We start from the raw sequence: 24745 nt of genomic DNA, 5'->3' as shown, positions 1-24745 counted from the left end.
TCTAATTAGCCATGAACACGAAAAAGAAATACATCAAACCATTGATTGTCCTGTTGGGCCTGATAAGCCTGGCCATATTGGACGCCTGCGAGGAAACACCGCTCCTCACCGAAGGAACCATCTCGGGTATCGTGACCAATAGTCAGTTCAACAACGAACCTATCGCCGGGGCGACGGTAACTATTTCGGGCACCAACGAAGAAAAGGTTACCGGGAGTGACGGTCGTTTTGCTTTTGTCGTGGAGTCCAATACCAATGGCTACACTTTACAATACAGCCATCCTGAATTCCAAACAGACGAAAATTCCAATGTCAGGGTGGAGCCAGGTGGTGAAACGGACGCAGACGTTGCCCTCGATCCTATTGTACCTCTGGAGTTGAGTTTGATCGATCTGGACTTTGGTAGCTCTTCTTCTCAGGAGAGTTTCAATGTCACCAATCTCAGGAATGGTGAGTTGGATTTCACCGTGACTACCAGCGCCGACTTTGTCACAGCCTCTCCAAATACAGGTCGTATTGGTGCACAAAACACCTCAGTTATCAGGGTAACTATTGATCGGTCCGGCTTGACAGTTGGTGAATTGACAGAGCAGATCATCATCAATGTACCCAATCGGGGATCTGCCGTGGTGAATGTACTGATAACAGTCCTGGATGCATCTGCGGCAGTATTGTCTGTCGATCAAACAACTTTGGGTTATGGTACCGAAACCACTTCTCGAAGTTTAGAGATCAGTAACACGGGAGAAAAAACACTGGAATGGACTGCTTCGGTCAGCGATTCGTGGATCACCCTGTCTGATGTCAGTGGTAGCCTGAACCCAACAGAAGATCAATCGATTACGGTAAACGTTAACCGTACGGATCTAGAAGCAGGATCTTATACAGGAACAGTGAATTTTGCTGGAAATGGCGGCGCTGCTGCGATCAGCCTAAGCATGGAAGTAGTTGCCGGGAATGCACAGCCAGTCCTTGAGGTTTCTGAGACCAACTTCAATTTCGGACTAGAGACGAACAGCTTTGATGTATCCATTAACAATACTGGAAATGCAGACCTTGAATGGACTGCAACATCATCAGATAGTTGGTTAACGCTATCCAGAAGTTCAGGCTCAGTGAGTCCAACAGGAAGTCAAGGCCTTACATTGAATGTCAGTAGAGCAGCACTAAATGAAGGCAATTTTACGGCGACTGTTACCATTTCCAGCAATGGTGGTGAGGCTACCCTGAATGTAAGCATGGATGTACCAAGCCAATCCCCAGTGCTTACCTTGAGCACAACCTTTCTTGCCTTTGGAGAAACCGATGACCTTCGGTCTGTAACCATTGAAAATACTGGTCTTCAAGATCTTAATTGGTCTGCAGCTACCGACGAGTCCTGGCTAAGTATTTCCTCTTCTTCCGGTACTGTGAGCTCAGCAAGCAGTTCTGATATCAACGTCAATATAGATCGAACAGGATTGGCAGATGGAGACTATTCCGGAAAGGTTTCTTTTACCAGTGACGGAGGTGATGCCACCTTAGATGTGGCCATGACTGTAGTAGGGAATGGCGCTGGTAATGATGCAGATAATGATGGTATCCCCGATGCTGTAGATGCTGATGATGATGGTGATGGACTGATAGAAATTTTCACCATCAATGACCTTAATAATATTCGGAATGACCTCAGTGCAGATGGAAGTACGCTTTCCGGAGGTCCAATCACAGGTTTTACCGGATATGAATTGACACAAGACCTGGATTTTGAAAATGATGATCATTATTCCGACATCAGTCTGAAATCAGAAGTCACCACAGGATTTGGCTGGAAGCCGATCGGACTGGACGATGGAAATTTTGACGCCACTTTGGAGGGGAATGGTTTTACCATTTCCAATCTCTTGATCAATCGAACTACAAATTACACGGCCTTGATTGCAGCTACTACTGAATTTGCTGAAGTACAGAACCTGACAGTGGAAATCAAGTTCCTCTCCGGAAGTCAGTATTCGGCAGGGTTGATAGGTTGGAACAATGGAGATGTATCGAATTGCGTAGTTACCGGAGATATCACGACAAGCTCACATTATTGTGGCCTATTGATTGGTGTCCACCCGAAAGGGACTATTGAAAACTCTTATGCAACAGGAATCATTAATGCAAGTGACGCTGACAATGTCGGAGGGTTGATTGGATTATTAGGGTCCACTAATTTCACGAGTGGCGAGATTGTATTGAGACAGAGTTATGCCAATGTGACGGTCATCGGCCGACAATGGGTCGGAGGTCTGTTTGGTATATTAACTGGCCGATTTTCCGGGACTGCTACGATCTCATCTTGTTATGCACGGGGAACCGTTCAAGGGGAGCCTTACAGCAGCTTTGGCTCAGGTATCGGTGGAATAACATCCTTCCTGGGAGGTGCTGGAAAAATAGATAATTGTTATTCTCTGGCGGAAGTGACAGCCGAAGGGACCATTTCCACTTTTTACTCCGGTAGTTTTTTAGGGAATAACAGCGGAGATATATCTAATTCTTTTGCCGCTGGACCATTCACCACCAACTCAAGTGCTGGTTATTTTGGTGGATTTTCAGGGGCTAATAATGGGAGCATATCTTCTTCTAATTACTGGGATACAGAGGTGACTGGACAAAGTACCTCTACGGGCGATGCTCTGGGGCAGACCACAACGCAATTACAAGCACTCACAACCAATGCTGGAATCTATGCTACCTGGAGTACCGAGGTTTGGGATTTTGGATCGGCAAGCCAATATCCGGCTTTGAAAAATATGCCCGGAGGATTAAATGCACAACGTGATTGATGATGAGAATTCTTGTACTAACGTGCGTTTCCCTCCTGTTACTCTTTGTTATAAGTTGTACCGAAGAAGAGGAACCAAGGTTCATTGCTGTGACAATCAGTGTGGTAAACCAGGCATCCGGAACTGCTATTGAGGGAGCTTCAATGACCATTACCACAAGCAATGACTTTTCTTTTCAAGGTCGATCGGATAGCGAAGGACTTGTTGAAGTTAGCTTTGAAGCAACAGGGGACGTCTCCTTAAGCGTATCGGCTTCTCATCCAAGCTTCGGTGAAGCTTCTGCCAATGAGATTACGATTGCTGGCACACAAGTCTTGCTGCGCAGGACATTGGAACTGAGTCCAAACTTTGATGTAACTGTAACACCTGCTTTACTGGATTTTGGTATTTCTTTGGAACAAGCTGAATTAGTCATTGAAAATACCGGAACCATAGGCGTAAGCTATCGGGCCATTGCTGCTGATGAACGGATTTCACTGAATGTACCAACCGGAAGTATCGGTGCAGGAGCTAGCCAAACAATTCAAGTGAACCTGGATAGATCGAATCTTGAACCTGGGACCAGTTCTGGTAATCTCATCATTGCCATCGATGAATTGGGCCGGGACCTGAATGCTTCTTACATGTATCGTGCACTTGCTCCGGAAGAAACCAATTGGGTGGATGAGGACAAAGATGGCCTGGTGGATATAAGAACCATCGATGACTTGTATCGACTAAGTCTTGAACACCATCGGGATACTTTTTCAAATACCGACGGTTTTGAATTGGTCAATGAATTGAATTTTGATGATCCCGCAGACTACCGATCCAGTGCTCTACAAAGGTTATTGACAGAAGGTGAGGGCTGGTTGCCTATTGGACTCAATGCTACCACCGATTTTAATTTTGTATTCGAAGGAAATGGCTTATCGATCAAGAACCTCTATATCAACCGAGCGACCAATTTTTCTGCTCTCATAGCTTATACCACAACCACATCGGAAGTGCGCAATCTGAACATTGAGATCAAAGATGTTTCCGGGAACGAGTTTACCGCAGGGCTCATTGGGTGGAGCCGGGGGAAGGTTTCCGACTGTTCGGTTCAGGGCAATATCAGCGAAAGTAAGAGCTACTGCGGCTTATTGATCGGGATCTGTCCTACCGGGATCGTGGAAGATTCTTATGCCACGGGGATCATTGTCGCTCGAGATGGGAATAACGTTGGAGGATTGATCGGCATGTTAGGATCCACAAATTTTACAGGTGGAGAAATCGAGATTTCCAGGTGTTATGCAGATGCCACAGTCATTGGTAATCAGTGGGTTGGTGGATTTACTGGATTGTTGACGGGTAGATTTTCCGGTACCGCCAATATCTCTTCATGCTATTCACGTGGAAGTGTCCAGTCTCGTCCCAATAGAAGCTTCGGTTCGGGTACTGGAGGGTTCATGGCATTTCTGGCCGGTTCAGGGAACATTACGAATTGTTATACCACTTCAGAAGTCATTGCCGAAGGTACCGTTTCAACATTTTATTCCGGTGGTTTTTTAGGCAGCAATAGCGGCAATATTGTCTCGACATTCGCCGCTGCTTCCTTTGAGTCTAATTCTGCTAGTACCTATGTGGGAGGTTTCTCCGGATCCAATAATGGCAGTATTCCGGCTTCTAATTATTGGGATGGAGAACTGGCGGAGGTTTCCAGATCAGTTGGTGGAACGCGACTTGGAACGGTGCAACTACAAGGTCAAACTACTGCCAATGGCATCTACATTACCTGGGATCCCCTGGTCTGGGATTTTGGGACAGCATCACAATACCCTGCTTTGAAAGGCATGCCCAATGGATTAGAAGCTCAGCGGAAGTAAGTAGAAGATGAGGATGTCAGTAAAAGGAAATGTCTATTCCGAATCCAAGCCGAAATGCTCCCTGACGATCCGTTTCCAGACCTGATAGCCTCTGCGGTTGAGATGAAGCAGATCGGATAGATAATACGTCGTATCCGGATTGTGGCCATCGAGCATGCCATCAAAAACATTGATGTAGCGCATATTACCATCCGCCTCTATATCTTCTTTGATGGTCTTATTGACTGCTTTGATCGTAGGTATCAGGTAATCCCTAAAAGGACTGGGTTTCACGCTGATGTAGTGGATCAGCATGCCGGGATAGCGCTGCCGGACTTTCGCCTTCATGAGATGGTATCCTTCGATCACCTCGTCATAAGTAGCACCGTGCCCCAGGTCATTGTCGCCGATGTAGAGTACAATCTCTTTTGGATGGAAGTCTTCATGGAAAACACGATTGAAATGATGCAAACACCAGGGGTAGGAAGATCCGCCAAATCCCAGATTGACCAAAGGCATCGGGTCCAGATCACGCGCCATGTTCAGCCACAGTCGAATGGACGAACTTCCATAGAAAGCAACTACCGGTTTGTCTTTCGGTAGTGCTTGTATCTTCTCTTCAAGTAAATTGATCTCTTCGTCGTAAAAATGTATGTCCTCCGGAGCGTTCATTCATCCTTCAGGCCGAAACGGCCATGGCCCGGCGCGAATCTACTTCCAGAGCTGCGGCTTCCCTTACTTTTTGTGTGAATTCTTGTTGATAGTTGGTTAAAAAGGCACGCATGCCCTCCTTATCGCATTTACTTTCAACCTTATCACTCATCTTGAATGGAGGATAGATCTTGCATTTCAGGGTATTATATCGCAATCGCTTGTCGAAATTGGCCACAGCAACCGGTACAATGAGTGGTTCATTTTCCAACTCTAACGCCAACTTGAAGGCGCCGGGTCGAAATGGTCCGGGAGATTCTTCAGTCAAGAGGGAAGTCCCTTCCGGGCTGATCATGAGATTTCGCCCAGAGGCAAGTTCTTCTGTGGCCTTATGAAAAAACTCTCGTTTAGCTTGCTCCTTAAGGTAGGCTTTGTCTGCGGCTAGCTCTGATTCCGGTGTGTACACATTGATATGTGAAAGTCGGTCATAGTAGTTCTGATGTCCATACTCACTGGTACGTCCTACCCTAACAATGCGTGTTCCCGGATCTCCATACTGTTCAAACAAGACCATGGAGCTAATGAAGTGAGAGTCCAGTGTGATCTGAAACTGGTTGGGCAAGGTATTGTAAGGATGATTCTTCAAGTGATTGTAAATGAAGATATGACCACCAGTTTTGGGTAAATTTTCCCACCCTTCGATGACATAGCTCACTTCAGAAAACACTTTTTTCATCGCACAGGCACTGACCTTTCGTACTTCCAGACCCGGAATCTGTTCCGGCTGTTTGATCACCGTGTCATAGACTTTTACCAGTCCATCATAGAATTTCTGCTCTTTCCTGGTCTCACGCAGGATATCCAGACAGATGGTACTCAAGTAGCGCTCGGTCGCATCACCGTTTGTGCCAATGCGATCGAGCATCGCAAATGCATCATTCAGCGTGATCGGGTTTTTGAGCAAATAGGGAACTTTATGCAAGTCACTGGTCAAATCGATTCGATTGGCATTTTACTGTAATAGAGCCTGGATGCTCAACCACTCCTGATCATATTTCTTGGCGATCAATCGGGCCCTTAGCGTTTGAAGCTGCACGGTGATCAGCCACAATACACGTTTATAAAAAGTGATGGCCAACTTAGGTTCCTCCTGGATCAGCGTATTGAACGCTTCCTGTGGCATCATGTACAGGTGTGATGGTGTATTGACTTTTGCTGAAAGCAAATTCTGTTCTCCGGGAAGGGCCAGCCAACCAAGGAGATAACCACTACCGGTCACTTGTCGAATCGGTACCTGACTACCATCTCTAGTGGTGAAGTAGATGCTCACATCCCCTCTATCCAGTAAAAAGATGCCGGAACAAGGTTCCCCCTGCCGACAGACGAATTGCTCTTGTTCGTATTGTTTTCGGATGATGACCTTGCTGAAACGTTCCAGTTCCGCTTCTTCAAAGACTTCAAAGAAAGGAGACTTCCTCAGCATGCTAAGTGCCTTTTCCTGTGAAGGTCCGAGGGTTACTCCCCCTTCTGCAGGTAATGGCTCGCAAGGTTCGTGATTTGGTGCAGGCGTATTGTCCAGAAACCTGCTGGTATGCACCACGAGCTTTTTGGAATGCTCATGTACCACTTGCAAAAATTCAAGCTGGATCAGCGGATTGGCGTTGAGGTAATCCAGCAATTCTTTTAGTTTCCATCGCACCAACTTCGCCTGCGGTGATGCAACGATGATGGTAGTGGCATGGCGTGAAGGCGCATTTATGGCACTCCATCCAAGTGGCGCATTTTTTGTGGAACAACTACCTACTAATATCCTTTTCCCAATTTCCTCTAAAGTGATATACAGATTCACTTTACCCTCCTGCAGTAGATAAAAATAGTCTGCCTTGGCAAACTGATCTGATAGTACGGTACCCCGAACTGTGGTCAACTCTTCACGTTGATCCCAGAATCGCCCGGAAAGCACCGAATCAAGTCCTCTTTTTATCATTGAGAAATTTTTTACAAAATCAATGAATTATTATAATAATATCAACAGTAGAGATGAATAAATACAATAGTCGAATAAAATGAGTGATAAATTGTAAAAACGTCAAATTCCCATGAGATATGGTAGCGTTTTTTACGATGTGCTAATTATCGAGCAGAATCAGTGAACAATTCTCCCAGTTTTTGGAGGGCTCGCTGGTTATTTTCGTTGTAGATCGCTTGTTGGATGGACTCCTTTTCTTTGGAGGTCAGGTGCCAGCTCAACGAGGCTCTTCCAATTTTTTCAGTATCACCGTATTCCAGCTCCACCATGTCGAAAGGAGCATCCAGCCAGTCGTCCACATGTTGAAGATGTCGGTCGTTGTTCAAATCCTGTATGCCCGCAAGGTTATTGTAGACGCTGGAGATAGGTGCGGTGAACCGGCCGATGATCCCTGGGTTGGGCCGGGGCTTAGGGTCCCGAATCTTAGGTGTATCACGGATCACTAATAGCACGACACCACTGGTATTGGCTGATATCCAATCCTGAAAGGTTTGAAGGAAGATCAACGCATCAGAGATGCCAAAATTGTCAGAAATACCCGCGTCCATGATTTCCAGACGAGGTTCGCTGGGCAAGCTCAAAGTCGGGGTGATGTAAGGGAAGGAGGCGGACATCCTGAGTCCGGTAAGCAAAGAAAGGTTTTCGGCGCCATGAGATCCGAAATACTGCCGAAAATCGACACCTCTGATTTTGCCAGGACGATCCGGGTTGGTATTCATATAGGATACTGGCAGTGGAGAGATGTACAATTTCCGTCCATCGTTGGCGATAGTAGGCGACAACAAGAGCATCGGAAGCTGAGCACTGCTTTCTAAATCGCTGTATGCTTTCAGACTTTTGTTGAAGGCCATATTCAGGTTGCGATTCAGGCTATTTTCGAACATGTAGCCCCGGTTCTTTTTGTACAATTGGTTGCCGTATTCGAAGTAGCGAAGTTTGAAAAAGGTATCATTGACCACCAGCGAGAAGATGATCGGGTTGAGATTGTCTTTGCCAATATTTTGAGGCCAGACCGGTGAATTTAGTTGTAGCGTCGGATTATCCAGTGATTGACTGTAGAGCTCCCGGAAGTAGGCAGCCCCTACCATACCACCTGAGGCTCCAGTGATCATGAACATGTGCTCCATCAAGTTTCCGCGTAGGATACTATCTGATTTCTGCATTGCCATTACGGACCAAAGCGCGGCCCTTTGCCCTCCCCCACTCACGCATTGGATCAGCAACTTCGGTTGCTCCGAATGCCCATTACGTGCTTTCCAATTCTCAAGTACCTGGATCGTTTCGAGCTTGTCCTGTTCGTACTTTTCCGCCGTATTATGGGCTACCAATGACGCAGCAGAATATTCCAATGTGGACTTATAGGTCATACCTGGCGTACGATTGATGCCTTTGGTGATCCCTTGTTCTACAAAAAAATTGGCGATAATAAGCAAGGCTGCCACAAACGCCACACCCCACCCTTTGAACCAGTAGGTAATAGCCCCGACCAGCATAATGATGATAGAAAACAGCAATAAGGCACTTGCCGCTGCCGGGATCTGAAAGACCGGATTATCCATAAAGGTACCGAGGATCAAAACCGTAAGAATGATCAGGATCTCGAAGAGTACGGAATTGAAGTGATTTTGATCAAAAACCTTTAGGATGGCCTGTCGATCATGAAAATTATGCAAATGCAGACAGTTTTTTTGTCTGAGTCTCAGATCAAGATAAGACTCTACGTAATAGTTATTCTCTGTGGATTCTTTCCATTTTTTCATCATCCGGTCACGGCTGAGTTTACTCTTTCTCATTCGCTTGTCCAGGTTTCCCTGGAAATACCGGAAAATGTCTTTGTTGGTGAACCAGAAATAGAGAAAAGCCAGGACGATCATCATGAACACGCCCGCCAGAAAACCAATCACAAAAATCAGTATCTCTTTGGTTGTAGTATACTCATTGTTCAATTGAAACAAAATGACTTTAACCAGGTAGGTCACCAATACCAGCACCGGAATTGTGCTGTTGTTGACCGAAAATTTCAAGAAGGGTTTCTTCAGCAGGGCAACAAAAGAAAAGTAATGGCTGTCGAGGATGTAGCTCGTGATGAAGAACGCAAGCGCGAAGTTGGCGAAGCCCAATCCCACGAAAAAGAAACTCCAGAATCCTACTTTACCCAAATACTCGGGATCCAGAAAGAGATAATGAATGCCATAGACCTTTCCAACGCTACCGAATACAGCGCCCAAAAAGATGAACCAAAAAAGCAGCAAGGGTAAATTCCTTTTCACATGGTGAAACAAGAGTTGCACCGGTAACATGTATCTTATGTTGAGCAATCGGGTCATATAAGAAATGCTGTTTACTGTTGCCCCTTCAATTTTTCATGGGTTATCTCTTGTTTAATAAACGGGCCTAAACAATAAACGATTGTATTGTGAACAATTTATATAACTTGACCTTTTTCTATGGAAAAAATGTCATCTGAAAAAACAAGTATACTGGCCCATGACGGGACAGAGCTCGTGATCTCACAGTGGGAACTTGAAAACCCGGTGGGGAGCTTTTGCATCGTTCCTGGTTTTGGCGAACATGCCGGCCGATATCTTCGAATGGCGAGAATCTTGAATGCTGCTAATTGGAATGTGTATGCGCTCGATAACCGTGGACATGGGGAATCTGGTGGTAAGCGTGGACATACACCCACTTATGAGATGTTGCTTTCGGATGTAGAAGAGCTATTGAAGTCAGTAAGAGCGGCATTTACAGATCTGCCAATTGTTCTTTTTGGCCATAGTATGGGCGGCAACATTGTCGGGAATTATATGCTACGGATGAACTCCAATGAGATTTCGGCCTTTATCCTATCCGCGCCCTGGTTCCGCATGAAAGTACCTCCTCCCGCCTGGCAGGTGAAAATGGGTAAATTTCTTTTGAAAATCGCTCCGTCTCTGCAGCAGACCCAACCGGTTCGCACACATGTGTTGACTAAAGTCAAAGAAGAACAAGAGGCTTATGCCAATGACCCTTTGGTACATGGGAAAATTACGGCGAAACTATTCTTCGGTGTGGTTGAAGCTGGTGAATGGGCCATTGAGCATACTGCTAAGCTCAAGAAACAGGGATTGGTTTATCATGGGACGGATGATCCATTGATCGATTTTGACGCTTCAAAAGAATTTGCTGCTCGCGCCAGTGAGAAAAGTGTTGATTGGTGGGCAGTAGAGGGAGCCTTGCATGAACCACACAATGATGAGGAGATGGATTCAGTCCATGAAAAGATCATCGATTATCTGCGTAAGATTTGATTTATTGATGCTTGTTAAAGGACCAATCTAAAAGCGTCATTGCGGAATTTTTCGTCCTAAATTTTAAGGATCGAAAAATTCCAGCCTGCCGGCAAGGCAGGTCCCTGCAATCTCTTTGAACTCTTTTTGGTAGTATTTTAAAATGTTTGGTGGAGCAGATTCCCGCGTGACGTGTCGAGCACGGTACGAGTTGCTTAGAAGTCAATCTAATTGAATTGTGGAATAGGCGTAGCCTTATTAGACAGTAGTCAACTGTGAAAGCACGACTTCCTGTTTTGATTCCACATTACGACGATAAGTCTTACCAAGGAAGTACATGTCTTTATCTTCGTGATCGAAATATGATTGGCCCACATGGAAATAAAAGCCATTGAGCTGGTTGATGAACCCTCCGTGAATATTTGGCTTGCCATATAAAAATCCACTTACACCCTTAAGGAGGTGATCTCCGGAAATTTTTTCCTGGATACGGAATAATATGCCCTCTTTTTGTCGGGAAAGCATGGCCCGGAAACTGACCACTTGGTTTTGGTATTTAAATTGAATCAATACAATCAGGCTATTAATGCGCTTTACGTCAATTACAAAATTGGCCTGGTCGTTGTTATCAGAAGTAACCAGGTCACCGATATATGTTTTGCTAATCAATAATGCCAGATCCTCTTCCATGAACTATGTTGTATCCTTCAAAGATGCACAACTGTCTTTTATTCAGCAGATTGGGATTGATCAACGGGAATATTTAAGGTTGGAGGCATTAATTTACCAGTATACATCTTCAACTTCATCCATAAAAAAAGCTCCAGCCCTGAAGAATGTAGAGACCGGATACTTTAGTATGGGAGCGAATATTAAGAGGTAGTGTGCCCAGATAAGGGACTTTTTAGTTGTTGGGAATCAAAACTAGCGCGAGTTTTGACTTTACACAAAGCTAATTTCGCCACTTACATTTAACGCTTTTGCATATTTTGCAAAAAACTAGGAGTTGTCCCTCTTTTTTATCATTTTGTGGTTGATTCAGGACAACTACTACCACAAGACACGACTCCTGAACTTACGACTAGAGAATAACTAAAGACTGTGATGAATTTACAGAAGACTTTTTTTGAACGCATTCAGGAAGACCGACACGCGGAAGATGAAAACTTTGCGCAGGAGTTGGCGCGGTTCCTCAACATCAGTGAAACCAGTGCTTACCGCAGAATTAATGGGTCCACACCACTCACCTTTAATGAGTTGCAACGCGTGGCAAAATACTATGAAGTCACACTGGACGAACACTTTGAACTGGATGGAGAACGGATCGACCCTGAAGTCAATTTCTCCTGGAAATATGGCAAAGACGCAGAGCAGGCCTATCTCGGTTTTCTCAAATGGTTATTAAATGACCTGGAACAAACAGATGCAGAACACAGCCGGGTAATCTTTCATGCCAAGGATTTTCCAGTATTTTTCAATTTCATTTATCCTGAGATAGGTGAGTTCAAGAGTTTTTTCTGGCAAAAGACTTTCATCCGTATCGAGCGTTTTAGGTCGATAAAATTTTCCTGCAAAAAACTCTCAGGGGAGTCGTCCAAGCTGGGCAAACGGATATTTTCAAAATATGCGGAGCTGGCCTCTATGGAACTGTGGAACAATGAAGTGCTGACCAGTATCCTGAAGCAGATCAAGTATGCACATGAAGCGGACTTTCTGATGTCCAAACAAGATACCATCGTGCTTATGCGTCGATTGCGGCAGATGGTGTTACACATCCAGGAAATGGCGGAGGAAGGAAGGAAATTCCTGCCCGGCAATCCGAAAGTGGGTGGAGGGAGCTTTGAATTGTATCACAATGACGTGATTTTAGGGGACAACTCGATTATTTTGGAAGGCCGAGGCCAAAGACGCATGTATATCAGTCAGAACATCATTCAGGGGTTGATCACAAACGATCAGCATTTCGTCGACAACTCGTACATGATGAAGGCCAACCTCTTCAAAAACTCACTGCTATTGAGTAATTCCGCAGAAAAGGAAAGGGTGAAGTTTTTCGGTACGTTATTGAATAAAATTGCGTGTGTCGCTGATGAACTTGAGATCAAGTTGAATTGATGCGAGAATCGGATAAGATGATCTCCAAATAGACCTCACTTCAACTTCGCCGCATACTCCCTGACACGCTTCCAATCACTGGCATAACGTTGGTCAATTTCATCCAGTTTTTCCTTAGAGATCAAGGGTGCTTGGGAAATCCATTGATCAGGTATCAAAATAGCCGCATACATCACTAGATGAAACAACGCCCACCAGGGGCGGTAGAGCAACCAGTGCAATACTTTGTTGTGATATGCCCTGGGTAATTGCTTCTTGAATCGGCGACAAAACGCTTGTACAACCTTCAGCTGTTTTTCAGAATATGAGGTATGCACCTTATCTAAAGAAACTTCCTGCTGATCAAAGGAAGTGCCAGTAAAATCCGCGATTTGTTGAAGGAAAGCCCAGGATTCTTTTTTCAGATCATCGTGAAAAAGGACAAGTGGCTTTTGCGTAGAGCATCTTTCAATTAATTCCAACTTAGGGTAAAATAGCAGATCCTTCTGCTTCCAGTGACCTTGATCATTTTCAAAGTCCATGAACTTCTCAAAGCCCCAGTGAAAACCATTCTTGGCATAGCGCCGATATTGTGAAGCGATCCAGCTACTGTGTTTTCTGAAGATCACGATGATTTTCGCATCGGGGTAAGTCGCACAAAACCTGGTTACTTCCTTCTCTAACTGCCGGTCAAATTCACGTGATACCAGGTATTTTCCAGGTCCACTGTCCGAAAGAATTTGTTGGACTTTCCGATAACGATTGGTAGGAATGTACGCTATAGACTGGAGTTTCGGGAAAAACTCATGTTGTAAATAGGTAGAAGCAACTTTTCCTAATCCTACGTGGAAGTATATGTCCTTTTCAGGCATGCCGACAAATAAAGCTTCTTTTTCCGAACTCGTATAAAAATAGATCCGCCTTTGACTGGCTTCATTTAATTTGGCGCGAAATTAAAGTTCGTATGGTCTCAAAAGTATCGCTAACCGAAGATTTATCCCTATCACAACTTGTTTATGGTTTTTGGAGGGCTGCTGAGTGGGGTTATTCTACCAAGGAATCTACAGAGCTCGTTAGATATTGCCTGGATTTGGGGATCACCACCTTCGATCATGCCGATATTTACGGAGATTATACATGTGAAGGAATTTTTGGAAAAGTGCTGAAAGCAGCACCTTCATTGAGAGATCAGATGGAGATTGTAACGAAGTGTGGGATCAAACTCATATCTTCCAATCGGCCTGAACATCAAGTGAAGTCGTACGATACGAGTTTTGAGCACATTATCAAGTCTGCCGAAAACTCACTAAAGGAGCTATCTACAGACTATATCGATCTTTTATTGATCCACCGTCCTGACCCTTTCATTAATCCTGCGGAAGTTGCCCGGGCATTTGACCAACTCAAAGCACAGGGAAAAGTATTAAACTTTGGGGTCTCCAATTTTACAGTACAGCAATTCAAGACTTTATCTTCTTATCTGGCTATGCCGTTAGCAACTAATCAGATCGAGATCTCTGCCAGCTGTACCGATGCTTTTGCTGATGGAAACATTGATTTCTGTCAGGAGCAGCGCATCTACCCAATGGCCTGGTCACCGCTAGGTGGCGGAAGCATCTTTACGTCTGATGAACCAAAAGAAAAACGCCTGCGAGCCAAATTGGAAGAGGTAGCCAACGCTATCAGTGCCGAGACTATTGACCAGGTGATCCTTGCATGGTTACTGGCACATCCTGTTGGAATTCTTCCCGTTCTGGGTACCGGAAAAACCGATCGAATTGCCAGATCCGTAGCTGCTACGGATCTGAAAATCACACGTGATCAGTGGTTCGAAATCCTTCAAACATCTTGGGGACATGATGTTCCCTAATGGCCGTGGAAAATCCGTTGAAAACTTATTTTAGCCGCACTTAATGTTTTCTTAACTTTCATTTAATATTGAGTTCGAATTAGTTTAATCGCCCATAAGCGTAATTGTTTTGGATTCAACTAGTGCTCAAAAGGTGCAAAAGCGCAAATTCAATTGGAACAAGGTCTTGTTTGTTGTCGAGATCGCCACGTTTCTAGGGTTCCTGCTGTTTTTGGTGCTCAATCATTTCTTCCAATTCATTGAGGCCTGAGCAGAACCAATTGATCTAACAGTTTTTCAATAATTTTTTATTACCCTATTAAACCTTCGGGTTTTCCCTTTGTCTAACACCCACACGGCATCTAGTTGTGTTTTGGTTGGTAGAGTAATAGAAAGCCCTGATGCCGTTCGCGAGCAATTGGGGCTTTTTGTATGTTTCCATCGCAAAATATCTACAATAAAAAAAGCAACCCCTCTCGAGGCTGCTTTTGGCGGTGGAGATGGGTCGATTCTGACCCGCTATCCTCTCCCGGTAAAATTTTGACTCAAACTTTTGTTACTCATGATCACCATGAGTAGGATCGCCTTCACTGTCAATACCCCAAATACAACATTGGTGGCATTAACAGTAATGAGTATGAACATGGCAAGGACTCCAATGATCAAAGTAAGCGTGACTAATAATCCGGCGGTCTTAGGGCTTGTCTTTTCCATGGGTTGGCGTTTTGCGATGTTAGAAGGCTTTTGCATAAACAAATTCTGAACTGTGTCAAACGAAGTAACCTTCTGTAAATCAAGCTTTTCGATATGTTTGTTGAAGGTCATGATCAGTAGTTGTCACGACAAACCCTACCTTTCTGTTAGTTCAAATAGACCGTTGAACGTTGAGCATCGACGAATGGCAGGATTAAGGGGATGATTCGGGAACTATTTGTTTAATCTTTTCAAAGACCTTCCTAAGCATGATTGAAAACCTGTTCATCAAATGCCTACAGACGGACTTTCCCAACAATTGCCGATGTTAGAAAGAGACAAGCACAACTTCACATTAAAAGCTAAACCGCAACCGAATTAACCAAAATTATTCTGGTCTTCTCATCAATTTCACCGACTCGTTGATCCAGCACCCGACCTCATAGATTTGACCTTCCTGATATTCATCATTGAAAATATCCTGCATAGAAGGGAAGTATTGCATGACATTCATGGCATTTTCAACATCTCCGGCAAGCTCAAACATTTTATGAGCAGCGATGAATATGGCATAGTCGTGGGTCCTCTTCTCTCCTTTCTTACAGTCTTCAAAACTCTGCATGTACAAATTGCCAATTAGTGTGTAAGCCTCCTTACTGGAAGGATCAAAAGCCAGGGACTTTCGGGCATTCTTTCTGGCAGCTACTCTTCGACCATCCTGAGCATCCATTCTGGCAAGATTCATATAAATATCGGCCTTCTTCAGGTTATCTTCTGTAAGTGATATGGCTTGAGTATAAAAAGTCAATGCAGCTTCTTGGTCTCCTTGTTGCACAGCACTATTTCCCAAAAACTTAGCAATACCAAAGGAAGGATCTTCCTCATGGATGACCTTTGCTACCTCAAACGCCAATGGTCGATCGGTGCACTTACCTTTTAACATGAGCTGAAATATTTTCTTAGACAACTTGACGTCTCTAGTTTCGTGGAATTTTGTCCCGAATATGTGCTCAACCAAATCACAATTCAATTCCCCAATCGTACCAGCAAATACCCGATCTACCTGATCCGCTATCCGATCCAGTTTAGCCGGGTCATTAACCTGCCCTCTTTTATGATCAAGGACTGAGATGATAGCCGTATAGATTTCGATTGCTTTTTCATCTGAGACTTCTCCTCCGGTCAGTTTGTAGCGTCTCACCACATCCATGAATGCCACCAGGCTATTGTCGAAGAAATCATTTTGATTCAACTCGAAAGCCTTGTTGAACAAATCATATAGTTCAGCATATCTGGTTTTCTCTTTTCGGTAAAACTTATAAGCAGGAATCACCTTTCTGTTCAAGACATAGGCCTCTTCACCAAAGTACTTAATTCGTAGATCGTACATTTCCAGCGCCTTTACCTGGTAAGCTGCTTTTTGTACCTCATCTGCTTCTTTGTCCACCAGACCTTCATAGATCCTGGCGCCGTATTGGTACAAGGAAGCACTTAGATCCGGCGTATTCTCCAGAAGCCAGTCGTGGGGTGCTACTGCCTCGTGATATTGTCCTGACTTCACCAAATCTACGAAAAGCGCATACTTTTCCCTGGCAACTTTGGCTTGTTCACCCCAGTTAATTGGAGTTTGTGCATGTGCGAACCCAGATACCAGCAAGGCGCACAAAAGAATCTTTGATACTCTACTCATGATAAATTTTTTAACTGTGTTGTAGAGTTTTTCTGGAAGGTTAATTTTAAAGATACCGTTTTTTATTTATTAATATTTGGTATTTATTCATTAATGCGATATTTAAACCTGTTTTGAGCTGATTCTGTAAAGTAAAAATGAGGTCTGAGCAGCAAAAGAGAAATTCTTACAATAGAATTGACGAACAAACATGAAAATGCACTCGGCTGCCCTCTTTATTGATTAACGGGTAACTTGGCAGCAGAACCCAGGGCGAAAAATGAGATACATACGTGAACGACCTTTTAAAAAATGGCCAAAAGAATTCCCTTTCAATAAATTGGTGATAGAGGATCTAAGAGACGGTTCACGGAACATGAAAGCCGTTTTGGTTGGTGCAGCAGATGGAGAAAGAGACGTGAACGCCCCATTTAGAGAGGCGTTTCTACATTGTGTTGAGGCTGCAGGTGAAAATCTGGACATAAAATCATTAGAAAAACTTAATACAAAGTCTGAAAAGTATATTCATAAAGCAGGTAAAGAGATTGCTGACTACTGGAAAAATCGTGTAGACTTATCCTCACTGGCACTGGATGAATATTCATATGAGGATTATACCCGCTATCGACCATACACCACGGAAGAGCTTCAACGGATGATCCCTCGTGGTGTCGCTAAAAATGATTTGCCTTGTTTCCTTATTTATGGCCTCTTGGAGAAAGGCCACATCTTGCTCACCATACAGGAAGGAATGACCCTAAAAGAGGCTTTTGATACACTTTTAAGCACATTTTTGTTCGTTCAAGGAAGGATTAATGATGAATTCTCAGTACTGAGAAAGTCGGTCGAATCAGAACTAAAAATGGCCGGCCAGGTACTTGAAGAAGAATTCAATAAGGAATTAGACAAAATTTTAAATACCAAAGGAGTCGAGCTTTTGAGTTTTGATTACTTCAAGGAATTTTTTCTAGAAGTTTATCCAATTTTTTCAGAAAGACCTTCCGGAAGCCTTACCAATACTGGTGAAAATACTCAAGCAAGTGAGCGACTTTTTCCTCTCATTCAGCATTTGACAATTAAGGAAAAAGAAGTCATCAAATTCATAGTTCAAGGGTTGTCCCTACGAGAAATTGCAGAGCAGCTTATGTTAGTCCCCCGGTCGGTAGATACTATCTATAATAATTTACGTCTTAAGCTGAGATTGAACCGCAAAAGAGAGATCATAAATTTTGCCTTAAGAGTAGGGTTAGTAGATTGATTTGCACTGAGCAACGAGTAGCTGGATTCACTGATTTTCAGCCAATGAACCAAATAGTTATGATGTAACAAAAAAGCACTTACGAAATCGTAAGTGCTTCTCTTTTTCAGCGGGTGAAAGACCGGATTCGAACCGGCGACCTCCTGAACCACAATCAGGCGTTCTAACCAACTGAACTACAATCACCATGTGCCGTTTTTCTCAAACGGATCGCAAATTTAAGTGAATCAAATGCATTCACCCAAGTTTATCGAACAAAAGTTAATCGCTCTCCTTTGATAGATTCGTCAAATTTACCTTCGTCCCATGCCAAATGACCGGAAATAAATGTTTTGGCTACGCTTGACTGGAATTGATGGCCTTCAAACGGTGACCATCCACATTTTGCCAGGATATTTGATTTTTCTACGGTCCAGGGATCATTTTCCTTCACCATCACCAAGTCAGCCCAATATCCTTCCCGAACATATCCTCTTTCTTCCATCTGAAAGCAGATCGCCGGTGCGTGGGCCATTTTCTCTACAATGCGCTCTAGAGAGATCTTTCCTTGTTTGTAAAAATCCATCATTGCTACCAGCGTATGCTGGATCAATGGCCCGCCACTAGGTGCCTTTAAATACGAATTGCCTTTTTCTTCTAACGTATGTGGTGCGTGATCCGTCGCAATAACATCTATCCGATCATCAAGCAGGGCTTCCCAGATCTGAGCACGGTCATTCGCTGACTTTACCGCAGGATTCCACTTGATGAAGGCGCCTTTCTTTTCGTAATCTTCATCAGAAAACCACAAGTGATGGATACAAGCTTCTGAAGTGATCTTCTTCTGTGCCAATGGCAGGTCATTGCCAAATAAATGGGTTTCCTTACCTGTAGAAATGTGTAAAATATGAAGTCGTGTATCGTGTTTTTTGGCCAGCTCAACTGCTTTGGACGAAGATAGATAACAAGCCGTTTCGTCCCTGATGATCGGATGTTGCGTAAACGGAATGTTCTCACCGAATTCAGCAATGGCACGCTCGGTATTCGCTCTCACGGTCCCTTCGTCTTCACAATGTGTCGCAATCAACATATTGACCTTTGAAAAGATATTGTTCAAAGTTTGTTCACTGTCCACCAACATATTGCCAGTAGAGGAACCCATGAAGATCTTCAGGCCACACACATTGGACACATCCGTTTTTAGCACCTCTTCTATGTTGTCATTGGACGCACCCATATAAAAGGAGTAATTGGCCAGGGAATTCTTACGCCCGATTTCATACTTCTCAGCCAACAATTCCTGCGTAAGGGTTTGTGGCACCACGTTAGGCATTTCCATATAAGAAGTTACTCCACCAGCTACAGCCGCTTTGGCTTCAGTGTAAATCTCCGCCTTGTGTGTTAAACCCGGCTCCCGAAAGTGCACCTGATCATCGATCACACCCGGCATCGTGAGCAGAGATTCACCATCAATTTCAATTACATTACCAATGACATTAATCGTGCTGTCAATTTGTTCAATCCTCCCTTGTTTGATCAACAGATCCGCTCGTTGCTGTTTTCCTTCGTTAACAATGTTGGTATTTCGAATGACGTAAGTCTTTTTCGTATTCATGTATTGATGGTTTTCTAATTGAATTTAATGGAAATGAAGATGCTTAACCACGAAGTTATTTGATATGACAAATGATAACCAATTGATCAATAGTTCTTTAGCAGAAACTTGCAAATAGTGTTCTCTTCATTGAAAAAGAAAAAAATTCCTTTTGACAACCAGCGAAATGTCGTATCATTGTGATAGAAAGATGGATAATGGTCTTTCTTTCCATAGCTGGTTGAAAAGATCTTGTGGGGTTAGGTTTTGCCTTTCCCCACACAGATCAACCTCCTTCGACCTTGATCCGCTCCTCATCAAGCACAATTCTTTTCTCTCTGTTGGCAATCTCCCACCCGGTATAAAACACTAATCGAGCCCGTTTTTCCATTTGCTCAAAATTGATCTTTTCGATGGTATCTGTTGGCCGGTGATAGTCCGCATGGGTGCCGTTGAAATAGAAGATCACGGGAATGTCATTTTTAGCGAAATTGTAGTGGTCTGATCTATAGTAAAACCGATTTGGATCATTCTCATCGTTGTATTTGTAATCGAGGTTGATCCCTACAAAGGCATTATTTACCTTTTCTGAGAGGTTATGAAGTTCTGAAGACAGCTTATCGGAACCAATCACATAAATGTAATCCGGGTTATCGGTATGTGCGTCATCTACACGGCCCACCATGTCAATATTGAGATTGGCTACCGTATTTTCCAGAGGGAAAATGGGATTTACATCCGTATAGTATCTGGATCCTAGTAGACCTTTTTCTTCTCCCGCAACCGTCATAAACAAGATGCTCCGCTTGGGTCGTTTACCTTTTTTAGCCGCTGTTGTAAAAGCTTCTGCAATTTCCAATACACTGGAAGTTCCTGAACCATCGTCATCCGCACCATTATTGATCTGATCTCCAATGATCCCGATGTGATCATAGTGCGCCGTAATAACCAACACTTCCTCTGGTTTCTCACTGCCTTCCAGAAAGCCAAGCACATTCATACTTTCTTTCGGAACGATCACTTTGTCAGCATTAAGAATAAAACTCGCTTTATCTCCAATAGCCAATTCGGAAGCACTTTTTCCGAATAACCACCTGGCTTTCTCACTATTCATAATGAGCAGCATATCAGAATTATTATCAAAATCGAACCTTAGCCTCGGACGGAAAAACCTACCAGCACGACCTCTAAGACTATTGAACTGACTCTCATCTTCCATGATGGAGATCACCCCTTTGGCACCAAGCTCCTTCGCCTCTTCCATCGTTTGTTCGGTTAAAACATCATTAACCGAAGCAACGAACTTACCATCTACGTTTAGGTCCTTCACGTTACTCCCGTCCCCAATGAAAATGGCCTCAATGTATTCCTCGCCCATGGTTTCTGCCTGAGAGAAATAAACAAAGCCATCAAGGTTTTCTACTTTTTCTTCGTCTTTTCGCACATACAAATTGGCCCAGGTTGATTGCTTCAAGGGAAGCATTTGGAAATAAGACATTTCATCGCCCATGGGGACTGGGGGTTGAAGACCATAAGATTTAAATTTATCAGCGATGTACTGCGCAGCGATTATTTGTCCTCTTTCTCCGGTTTCCCGCCCTTCGAGGCTATCATGAGCAAGCACCGACAACTTTGCCCGTAAATCAGCTGCCGTAATTGTCTTTCCATATCTCAATGATCTTTTGTCTTGAGCGACCGTTTCTACGGCCAGAAACAAAATCACGATCCAAACTAGGTTAATCAACTTCATGTGATTCAAAATTTCCCTAAAACTAAGGTTTTTCAGAACTTCAAAATACCCACCTTAGTTCTACGGTGAATAGTGCGGGGTATTCGGTAATTCCAACTCTCTCATGTAGATTTGCGGTTCGTTTTTACCCCCTTGTTTTCGAGAGAATAAATTATGCTTGTAAACCTGAACAAAAGAGCACCATTTGAGCACCGACACAATGGTCCTGACCGGAACGAACAAGAGGAGATGTTGAAAGCCATCGGGGCTGAAAGTATCGATGACCTCATTCAAAAAACTATTCCGGTTAACATCCGATTGAAGCAGGATTTGAACCTTCCTGAAGCACTGGATGAGTACCAGTACCTGACAAAAATGAAACAGGTAGCTCAAAAGAATGAAGTTAGAAATTCATTCATAGGGCAAGGCTATTACAATTGCGAAGTACCCACGGTTATTTTAAGGAACGTACTTGAAAATCCAGCATGGTACACGGCTTACACTCCTTACCAGGCAGAAATTGCACAAGGCAGACTGGAAGCTTTGATCAATTTCCAAACGCTGGTGATTGACCTGACGCAAATGGAGATCGCTAACGCTTCTCTATTAGACGAAGGTACCGCAGCCGCGGAAGCCATGACCATGTTCTTTGGGCTAAGAAAAGGAGCGAAGAAGAAATCAGCCACCAAATATCTGGTGGATCACAGGGTATTCCCACAAACCCTGGAGGTCTTGAAAACACGAGCCTTACCCATGGGGATTGAGGTTGAAATTGTCGACATTGATAAAGCTGACCTTACTTCTGAAGAAGTTTTTGGTGTTTATTTCCAGTATCCTGACAATGATGGCGAGGTGATAGACCGCTCCTCATTGACTGCAGCGGCCAACGAAAATCAGGTTTTCGTAGGCGTAGGTACTGACTTACTGGCGCTTTGCTTATTTGAAGGACCTGGGAAATGGGGAGTTGATGCCGTTGTAGGAACTTCACAAAGATTTGGCGTACCGCTAGGATTCGGTGGACCACACGCAGCTTTCTTTGCCACCAAAGAACAATACAAACGAGCCGTGCCTGGTCGAATGATCGGGGCGTCAAAAGATGCCGAAGGAAATGATGCCTTCCGCATGGCACTTCAAACACGTGAGCAACACATCAAGCGCGAAAGAGCCACTTCGAATATTTGTACGGCTCAGGTACTGTTGGCTGTCATGTCATCCATGTATGCCGTTTATCATGGCCCTGCTGGTTTGAGAGACATTGCGCTTCGCGTGAAAGGTTTGGCACAAACTGTCGCGGATCGACTTGGTCAGGCCAATGTTCAGGTAGTCAACAATCGCTTCTTCGATACAGTAAAGTTCATATCAAACGACCTGGACGGCTTGAAAGCACGTGCAGCAGCCAAACAAGTAAATGTTCGGTACCTGGAAGATAACTTCGTAAGCATTTCCTTCGATGAAACCCATCGATTGGCAGATGCTGAATTGATCCTGGAAGTCATTCTGGGTGAAGCAACCACTATTTCTTCTGAGGTAAACCTGGGTGATGATTTCAGACCACAAGATTACCTGCAACATTCAGTGTTCAATTCTTACCAGTCGGAGCACGAAATGCTTCGATACATGAAAAAGCTGGAAAGCAAAGATCTTTCTCTGGTTCATTCCATGATCTCTTTGGGTTCATGTACCATGAAATTGAACGCAACCACAGAAATGATCCCTGTTACCTGGTCAGAATTTGGAGATATTCATCCTTATGCACCCAAAGAACAAACTCAGGGCTATCAGGAACTGATCGGTGAATTAGGCACCTGGCTTTGTGAGATCACCGGTTTCCACAGTGTTTCATTCCAGCCGAATTCCGGAGCACAAGGTGAATACACGGGGTTAATGGTGATTAGAGCTTATCACCTACACAGAGGCGACACCCACAGAAACATTGCTTTGATCCCTTCTTCTGCACATGGCACCAACCCTGCAAGTGCGGTAATGGCGGGTATGAAAGTCGTCATCGTCAAATGTGATGACGAAGGCAACATCGATGTAGAAGATCTGCGGGCAAAAGCCACCGAGCATTCGGCAAACCTGGCTGCCTTGATGGTCACTTATCCTTCGACTCACGGCGTATTCGAAGCATCGATTATCGAAATTTGCGACATCATTCACCAAAATGGTGGACAGGTATACATGGACGGAGCCAACATGAATGCTCAGGTTGGTTTGACGTCTCCTGCCAATATTGGAGCGGATGTTTGTCACCTGAACTTGCATAAAACATTCTGTATCCCTCACGGGGGTGGAGGACCAGGTATGGGCCCTATCGGCGTAGTAGAGCACCTGGCACCGTATCTACCAAAACGCCCTACTGATGAAGGACTTTCTTCCAAGATAACGGCGGTTTCTTCGGCTGAATATGGTAGTGCGAGCATTTTACCAATCAGTCATGCTTACATAGCGATGATGGGCGGTTCAGGGTTAACCAACGCCACTAAGATTGCCATTTTGAATGCGAACTACATCAAATCTCAGATCAGCGAGGCATATCCGGTATTGTATTCTGGCGAGAACGATACCAATGCACATGAATTGATCATCGACTGTCGTCATTTCAAAGCGGCAGGAATAGAGGTAGAAGACATTGCAAAGCGGTTGATGGATTATGGCTATCACGCACCTACGGTATCTTTCCCAGTCCCTGGCACCATGATGATCGAGCCCACCGAAAGCGAAACCAAGGCTGAATTGGATCGATTCTGCTCCGTGATGCTAGCAATTCGCGCCGAGATTGAAGAAGTACTAATAGGAGTAGCGGACAAGGACAATAATGTGCTCAAAAACGCTCCACATACACAACGTGTCGTACTAGCTGAGCAATGGGATAAACCATATGCTCGAGAGAAAGCGGCCTTCCCACTACCTGAGTTGAGATTCAATAAGTTCTGGCCAGCAGTTAGCAGAATCGACAGTGCTTACGGAGACCGAAATCTGATTTGTAGCTGTCTACCCATCAGCTCTTACGAAGAAGTGGAAGAAGAAGTAATGGCTTAATGAAGTCAAGTTCGGTGGTCATTAGGATCACCACGTCAACTATATAAAAGAAGCGCTCTGATGGGCGCTTTTTTAGTTTTAAAAATATCTGGTAGCTATGTTGGCGATCGAGGTTTTCCCCAGGCTTATCGTCTATTATACTTTAGAAAAGGACAGAATAAAATAAAACAGGACTACCGTGGCAGTCCTGTTCATAACAGTTGGTTGAAAAGACTTGGGTCAAAGACCTACAGAACTTTATCGTAAATCGTGCTGAGGA

Annotated in this window: 17 protein-coding genes and 1 tRNA gene; 7 read left to right on the top strand and 11 right to left on the bottom strand. The window is 44.1% G+C overall.

The features are described 5' to 3' along the window. Positions 1 to 11 precede the first annotated feature (11 nt). Together R8G66_32750 and R8G66_32745 are read left to right on the top strand one after the other, a co-directional pair. On the top strand, positions 12 to 2807 hold the full coding sequence (locus R8G66_32750) for a carboxypeptidase regulatory-like domain-containing protein (GenBank protein MDW3197193.1): 2796 nt from the start codon (positions 12 to 14) through the stop codon (positions 2805 to 2807). Then, positions 2807 to 4654, top strand: coding sequence for a hypothetical protein (locus R8G66_32745; protein MDW3197192.1), 1848 nt, complete (start codon positions 2807 to 2809; stop codon positions 4652 to 4654). Before R8G66_32750 ends, R8G66_32745 begins: the two co-directional genes overlap by 1 nt. 33 nt (positions 4655 to 4687) lie before the next feature. Here R8G66_32745 and R8G66_32740 read toward each other — a convergent pair whose 3' ends face one another. The 4 genes from R8G66_32740 to R8G66_32725 form a co-directional block, all read right to left on the bottom strand. Then, positions 4688 to 5305 carry a GDSL-type esterase/lipase family protein gene (locus tag R8G66_32740; protein ID MDW3197191.1) on the bottom strand — a complete coding sequence of 206 codons (618 nt, stop codon included), beginning with the start codon at positions 5303 to 5305 and terminating at the stop codon, positions 4688 to 4690. Between the two features lie 7 nt (positions 5306 to 5312). After that, positions 5313 to 6278, bottom strand: a complete 966-nt coding sequence (locus tag R8G66_32735; GenBank protein ID MDW3197190.1) for a 1-acyl-sn-glycerol-3-phosphate acyltransferase — start codon at positions 6276 to 6278, stop codon at positions 5313 to 5315. Between the two features lie 18 nt (positions 6279 to 6296). After that, complete coding sequence (locus R8G66_32730) at positions 6297 to 7271, bottom strand: cyclic nucleotide-binding domain-containing protein (protein ID MDW3197189.1); 975 nt, start codon at positions 7269 to 7271, stop codon at positions 6297 to 6299. Positions 7272 to 7417: 146 nt separating this feature from the next. Continuing rightward, entirely contained in the window at positions 7418 to 9640 is a 2223-nt protein-coding gene (locus R8G66_32725; GenBank protein ID MDW3197188.1) for a patatin-like phospholipase family protein, read from the bottom strand. Positions 9641 to 9760: 120 nt separating this feature from the next. Between R8G66_32725 and R8G66_32720 the strand changes: the two genes are divergently transcribed. Further along, complete coding sequence (locus R8G66_32720) at positions 9761 to 10600, top strand: alpha/beta hydrolase (protein MDW3197187.1); 840 nt, start codon at positions 9761 to 9763, stop codon at positions 10598 to 10600. A gap of 237 nt (positions 10601 to 10837) precedes the next feature. On the opposite strand, the gene R8G66_32715 is transcribed toward R8G66_32720, so the two are convergent. Continuing rightward, positions 10838 to 11269, bottom strand: coding sequence for a hypothetical protein (locus R8G66_32715; GenBank protein MDW3197186.1), 432 nt, complete (start codon positions 11267 to 11269; stop codon positions 10838 to 10840). A 414-nt stretch (positions 11270 to 11683) separates the two neighbouring features. On the opposite strand from R8G66_32715, the gene R8G66_32710 reads away from it, so the two are divergent. Continuing rightward, positions 11684 to 12694, top strand: a complete 1011-nt coding sequence (locus R8G66_32710) for a helix-turn-helix domain-containing protein (GenBank protein ID MDW3197185.1) — start codon at positions 11684 to 11686, stop codon at positions 12692 to 12694. A 35-nt stretch (positions 12695 to 12729) separates the two neighbouring features. On the opposite strand, the gene R8G66_32705 is transcribed toward R8G66_32710, so the two are convergent. Continuing rightward, on the bottom strand, positions 12730 to 13545 hold the full coding sequence (locus R8G66_32705; GenBank protein MDW3197184.1) for a hypothetical protein: 816 nt from the start codon (positions 13543 to 13545) through the stop codon (positions 12730 to 12732). Positions 13546 to 13637: 92 nt separating this feature from the next. On the opposite strand from R8G66_32705, the gene R8G66_32700 reads away from it, so the two are divergent. Further along, positions 13638 to 14543: an aldo/keto reductase gene (locus tag R8G66_32700; protein ID MDW3197183.1), complete on the top strand. Its 906-nt coding sequence runs from the start codon at positions 13638 to 13640 to the stop codon at positions 14541 to 14543. A 498-nt stretch (positions 14544 to 15041) separates the two neighbouring features. On the opposite strand, the gene R8G66_32695 is transcribed toward R8G66_32700, so the two are convergent. Then, the gene (locus R8G66_32695) at positions 15042 to 15236 is read right to left on the bottom strand and encodes a hypothetical protein (GenBank protein ID MDW3197182.1); all 195 of its coding nucleotides are present in this window, start codon (positions 15234 to 15236) and stop codon (positions 15042 to 15044) included. Positions 15237 to 15603: 367 nt separating this feature from the next. Beyond that, a complete protein-coding gene (locus R8G66_32690; protein MDW3197181.1) occupies positions 15604 to 16905 on the bottom strand; it encodes a hypothetical protein in 1302 nt (433 codons plus the stop codon). A gap of 355 nt (positions 16906 to 17260) precedes the next feature. Between R8G66_32690 and R8G66_32685 the strand changes: the two genes are divergently transcribed. Beyond that, positions 17261 to 18142 carry a helix-turn-helix transcriptional regulator gene (locus R8G66_32685; protein MDW3197180.1) on the top strand — a complete coding sequence of 294 codons (882 nt, stop codon included), beginning with the start codon at positions 17261 to 17263 and terminating at the stop codon, positions 18140 to 18142. Between the two features lie 111 nt (positions 18143 to 18253). Here R8G66_32685 and R8G66_32680 read toward each other — a convergent pair. The 3 genes from R8G66_32680 to R8G66_32670 form a co-directional block, all read right to left on the bottom strand. Beyond that, positions 18254 to 18329 (bottom strand) — tRNA-His (locus R8G66_32680). A 60-nt stretch (positions 18330 to 18389) separates the two neighbouring features. Then, entirely contained in the window at positions 18390 to 19736 is a 1347-nt protein-coding gene (locus tag R8G66_32675; protein ID MDW3197179.1) for a dihydroorotase, read from the bottom strand. A gap of 265 nt (positions 19737 to 20001) precedes the next feature. After that, on the bottom strand, positions 20002 to 21465 hold the full coding sequence (locus tag R8G66_32670) for a M28 family peptidase (GenBank protein ID MDW3197178.1): 1464 nt from the start codon (positions 21463 to 21465) through the stop codon (positions 20002 to 20004). Positions 21466 to 21618: 153 nt separating this feature from the next. Between R8G66_32670 and gcvP the strand changes: the two genes are divergently transcribed. After that, positions 21619 to 24486: an aminomethyl-transferring glycine dehydrogenase gene (gene gcvP, locus R8G66_32665; GenBank protein ID MDW3197177.1), complete on the top strand. Its 2868-nt coding sequence runs from the start codon at positions 21619 to 21621 to the stop codon at positions 24484 to 24486. The last annotated feature ends 259 nt before the right edge of the window (positions 24487 to 24745 follow it).

This window comes from Cytophagales bacterium (assembly GCA_033344775.1).
Classification (GTDB): domain Bacteria; phylum Bacteroidota; class Bacteroidia; order Cytophagales; family Cyclobacteriaceae; genus JAWPMT01.
Note: the sequence above shows the minus strand (reverse complement) of the source record. Positions and strands in the feature narration are given on the sequence as shown.